General features: G+C 64.5%; 4 protein-coding genes and 2 pseudogenes (1 of these 6 running past the window's edge). 5 read left to right on the top strand and 1 reads right to left on the bottom strand.

What is annotated here, in order from left to right; all coding sequences use genetic code 11:
* The 5 genes and pseudogenes from IL54_RS19325 to IL54_RS19305 all read left to right on the top strand — a co-directional run.
* Positions 1-404: pseudogene (locus IL54_RS19325) on the top strand (ATP-dependent helicase C-terminal domain-containing protein) (its annotated part extends 31 nt beyond the left edge of the window); the annotation flags it as partial.
* A gap of 55 nt (positions 405-459) precedes the next feature.
* The gene (locus IL54_RS19320) at positions 460-738 is read left to right on the top strand and encodes an ETC complex I subunit (RefSeq protein WP_037480484.1); all 279 of its coding nucleotides are present in this window, start codon (positions 460-462) and stop codon (positions 736-738) included.
* Positions 739-855: 117 nt separating this feature from the next.
* The gene (locus tag IL54_RS19315; RefSeq protein WP_037479671.1) at positions 856-1098 is read left to right on the top strand and encodes an acyl carrier protein; all 243 of its coding nucleotides are present in this window, start codon (positions 856-858) and stop codon (positions 1096-1098) included.
* 104 nt (positions 1099-1202) lie between these two features.
* Positions 1203-2435, top strand: a complete 1233-nt coding sequence (gene spt, locus IL54_RS19310) for a serine palmitoyltransferase (protein ID WP_037479669.1) — start codon at positions 1203-1205, stop codon at positions 2433-2435.
* Between the two features lie 53 nt (positions 2436-2488).
* Positions 2489-4480 (top strand): ATP-binding protein, encoded by a 1992-nt coding sequence (locus IL54_RS19305; protein ID WP_037479667.1) that lies wholly within the window; start codon positions 2489-2491, stop codon positions 4478-4480.
* On the opposite strand, the pseudogene IL54_RS19300 reads toward IL54_RS19305, so the two are convergent.
* Positions 4437-4700: pseudogene (locus tag IL54_RS19300) on the bottom strand (hypothetical protein); the annotation flags it as partial. The gene IL54_RS19305 and the pseudogene IL54_RS19300 overlap by 44 nt on opposite strands.

Here is a 4700-nt window from a genome sequence, read left to right as displayed (position 1 = left end):
CGCATCTGTCCGCCATACTGGAAGGCCTTATCGGCTGGGATGGCAAGCAACAGCTCGACCGCCTCGCCCCACCCGATTTCCGTTCCCCCGCAGGCAGCACCCACGCGATCGACTATGCGGCCGAAGGCGGCCCGCGCGTCGAATTGCGGGTCCAGGCGCTCTATGGCCTCGCCGATCATCCCACCGTCGGCAATCAACGCATTCCCTTGGTCCTCTCGCTTACCTCGCCCGCCGGCCGCCCGATCCAGACCACCCGCGACCTGCCGGGCTTCTGGGCGGGCAACTGGCGCGATGTCGCCAAGGAAATGCGCGGCCGCTACCCGCGTCACCCCTGGCCCGATGATCCCACCGCCGCCAGCGCCACATTGCGCACCAAAAATGCAGATGCCCGCCGCAAGTCTTGACTTGCGCGCGCTCCGTGGTGCAACGCAGCAGGACGATTTACCGGAGTCCTTCGCGATGAACGCGCGCATCTATCAGATCCAGAAAAATGCCATGCAGTCGGGCAAGGCGCTGACCCATAAATGGGTGCTGGACTATGCGCCCGCGCAAGCCAAGACGCCCGATCCGCTGACCGGATGGGCAGGATCAGGCGACACGCAGCAGCAATTGAAGCTCAGCTTCCCGTCGCAGGAAGCGGCCATTGCCTATGCCCAAAAGCAGGGGATCGCCTACACCGTCATCCCCACCCCACCCAAGACACTGAAATTGCAGGCTTACGCGGACAATTTCCGCTAAGCGCCGCGCCCCTCGCGCAATTTCCGGGCGCGATGCTGCCCGATTGCCGCCTTATTCCCTTGCCAAAGAGCGGTCACGGGCGGCAAAAGCCGTGCTTTCACGGAAAGAATGACCAGAATGACGGATCGCACCGAAATTTTCGACAGCGTCGCGGCGCAGATCGCTCCCTTCAACAAAAAGGGGGTCGACCTCACCGAAACCACCAGCTTTGCAGGCGACCTGGAATGGGACAGCCTGACCGTGATGGATTTCGTCGCCGCCATCGAGGATGAATTCGACATCCTCATCACCATGAACATGCAGGCGGAGATCGAAACGGTCGGCCAGCTGGTGGACGCGGTAGCGAAGCTGAAGGGCTAAGCGCCCTCCCCTCCCTCCGTTCGGTTCGAGCGTGTCGAGAACAAGGCACCTCGTTCTCGACACGCTCGAACCGAACGGAGGTTTGACCAAGACGGATTTTAATCATGACCGACGCCGCAACGCTCACCCCCACGCGCGACCTGTTTTCCAAATTCGATCCCCTGATCGCGGAGCGCGAAGCGCTGCTCGCGACCGGCGTGCGCGATCCCTTCTCGATCGTGATGGACCAGGTGCTCTCGCCCACCCGCGCGATCATCAAGGGCAAGGAAACCATCCTGCTCGGCACCTATAATTATATGGGCATGACGTTCGATCCCGATGTGGTCGCCGCCGGCAAGAAGGCGCTGGACGAATTTGGCGCTGGCACGACCGGCAGCCGCGTCCTCAACGGCACTTATCAGGGCCATGCGGAAGTCGAGAAGGCGCTCAAGGAATTTTACGGCACATCGTCGGCGATGGTGTTTTCGACCGGCTATCAGGCCAATCTCGGCATTATTTCGACGCTGGCGGGCAAGGGCGACTATGTCATCCTCGATGCCGACAGCCATGCCTCCATCTATGACGGCTGCTTCCTGGGCGATGCCGAAATCGTCCGTTTCCGCCACAACAGCGTCGAGGATCTGGCCAAGCGCCTCGCCCGCCTGCCCGCCGACGCCTTGAAGCTCGTGGTGCTGGAGGGCGTCTATTCGATGCTCGGCGACATCGCCCCGCTGCCTGAGATGGTCGCCGCGATCCGCCAGCACCCCAATTGCATGATCCTGGTCGATGAAGCCCATGGCATGGGCTTTTTCGGTCCCAACGGCCGGGGCGTCTATGAAGAACAGGGCGTTGAGGACGATATCGATTTCGTTGTCGGCACCTTCTCCAAGTCGGTCGGCACGGTCGGCGGCTTCTGTGTCTCCAACCATCCCAAGTTCGAGATCATGCGCCTCGTCTGCCGCCCCTATGTCTTCACCGCCTCGCTGCCACCCAGCGTCGTCGCCACCGCCGCCACCAGCATCCGCAAGCTGATGCATGCGAGCGACAAGCGCGCGCATCTGTGGAAGAACAGCAAGCGGCTGCACCAGGGGCTGACTGACCTAGGCTTCACGCTGGGTACCAAGACCCCGCAATCGGCGATCATCGCGGTCATCCTGACCGATCAGGCGCAGGCCGTCGCCATCTGGCAGTCGCTGCTGGAACTCGGCCTCTACGTCAATATGGCGCGCCCTCCGGCGACCCCGACCGGCACCTTCCTGCTGCGCTGTTCGCTGTGCGCCGAGCATAGCGACGAACAGGTCGAACAGATCATCACAATGTTCGAAGCCGCTGGCAAGGCGACGGGGGCCATCGCCTGACCATTGCGCTAGGTTGTTTCGCTGGCGGTGCGGTTGGGCTAGTGTGAAAATCGATGGCACAGGGCGACTTCACGGACACAGAGCGCAGCGGCGCGCGCGGCATGGCCCGCCGCGCCCTGCCGCTGCTGCTCGTCCTGCTGCTGATCGGCTCACTCGGCGCGCTCATCTATAGCGCCAGCAACGCCACCCGCGATCATCAGCAGGCGTTGGTGGAGCAGAGGCGCAGCTTCGACATCATCGCCCTCGCCCGCGCGTTCGAAGCGCGCACCGCCCGCGCCGAAGTGACGCTGGCCCGCTATGTCATCAGCCTCGACACCGACACCGGCCGCCTGTTTCAGGACCAGTGGCGCGGTGCGGCCAGCCAGCTCAAGGCGCTGAACTATGCCACGCGCCATAGCGGCTGGCAGCGCGGCAATGTGCAGGCGCTGCAACGGGCCTTTGACGACCGCACCAAGACGCTGAACGAAATCGCCCTGCGCACGACCTATGGTCAGAAGATCGGCGCGCTCGGCCGCTTTCATCAGGCCGGCAGTTCGCGTGACCTCAAGCGCATCACCGCCCTGCTCGACATCGTCATCAAGGCCGAAAATGCGCGCCTGCGCGAACGCAGCCTGGCGGTAACGCTGGCGGGGGATCGCACTGAAACCATGGGCCGCACGTCCGGCCTGCTGGGCCTCGCCCTGCTCGTCTGCGTCCTCTTTGCCGCCTGGTTTGCCAATAATGCGCTGACCGACCGGCGTAATGCCCGGCGGCTTGCCGAAGCGGAAAGCGAGCGCGCCGACCGGCTCGACACCGCCGTCCGCGCGCGTACCGCCGAACTGACCGAAGCCTATGAGCGGTTGAAGCAGGAATCGACCGAGCGCGAGGCGGCCGAAGACCATCTGCGGCAAATGCAGAAAATGGATGCGGTGGGCCAGCTGACCGGCGGCATTGCCCATGACTTCAACAATATGCTGGCGGTCGTCGTCGGCGGACTGGAACTCGCCAAGCGCAAGATGCGGGTACAGCCGGAGGAAGCCGGTCGCCATCTCGACAATGCGATGGAGGGCGCGAGCCGCGCCTCCGCGCTCACCCGTCGCCTGCTCGCCTTCGCCCGCGCCGAACCGCTGCTGCCCAGCGCCGTCGACCCCGATGCGTTGCTATCGGGGATGGCAGACCTGATCGACCGCACCATCGGCGATCAGATCCGCGTCAGCTTCACGCAAAATGCGCAGGGGTGGCGCATCTTCGTCGATCAGCATCAGATGGAAAATGCGATCCTCAACCTGTGCGTCAATGCGCGCGACGCGATGGACGGGCGCGGCCAGCTGACCCTGTCCACCGGCCGCGCGACGCTGGCGGCGGACGAGATTGGCGAGTGCCAAGCGGGCGATTATGTCACGCTGACCGTCACCGACGACGGCTGCGGCATGAGCGCCGACGTGCTGACGCGGGTGTTCGAACCCTTCTTCACCACCAAGCCGGTAGGCAAGGGCACCGGCCTTGGCCTCAGCCAGATTTTCGGTTTCGTGCGCCAGTGCGAGGGCGAAATCCGCATCGACTCGCATCCGGGCGAAGGCACCAGCGTCCATCTCTACATGCCCCGCCGCACCGGCGACGCCGCCGATGCGCTCGGCCAACAGGCACAAACCGCCCAAACCGCCGTCGAACATCCACCGACCCGCATTCTGGTGGTAGAGGACGACCCGCGCGTCCTCAATCAGACGATGGCGGCGCTCGGCGAACTTGGCCATCTGCCGATCGCCTGCGATCATCCGTCGAAGGCCGCCCGGCTGCTATCCCATAATAGCGACATCGGCCTCATCATCAGCGACGTGCTGATGCCCGACCTGACCGGGCCGGAAATGGTCAAGGCGCTGCCCGCCGCCTATGCCCATATCCCTGTGCTGTTCGTGACCGGCTATGCCGGCGACATGACCGAAAGCGCCGATTTCGCGGGCCATGCCGTGCTGCGCAAACCCTATACGCTGATGGCGCTGGGCCAAGCGCTGGGCCAAGCGCTCAGCGGATCGCCCCGGAACGGAACAGCGCAGGCAGCAGAGTGACCGCGCCCAGCAGCGGCCAGCGTCGCTGCCACGGCTTGATGGTGATCGCCGTCCCGGCATGGCGATTGATTTTCCAGGCGAGATAATCGATTCCGCCCGCATAGGTGAAGCTCGCCTTGGCGAGGCGCACCACCGAAAGCCGTTTGCCGCGCCGCTGCAACGCGCGCCAGCGTCCCGGCGCATCGGCGGGCGACGGCGGCAAGCCCTGCGCCAGCGCCGC

Source organism: Sphingobium sp. ba1, assembly GCF_000743655.1.
Lineage (GTDB): Bacteria > Pseudomonadota > Alphaproteobacteria > Sphingomonadales > Sphingomonadaceae > Sphingobium.
This window is presented reverse-complemented; position numbering and strand designations above follow the sequence as displayed.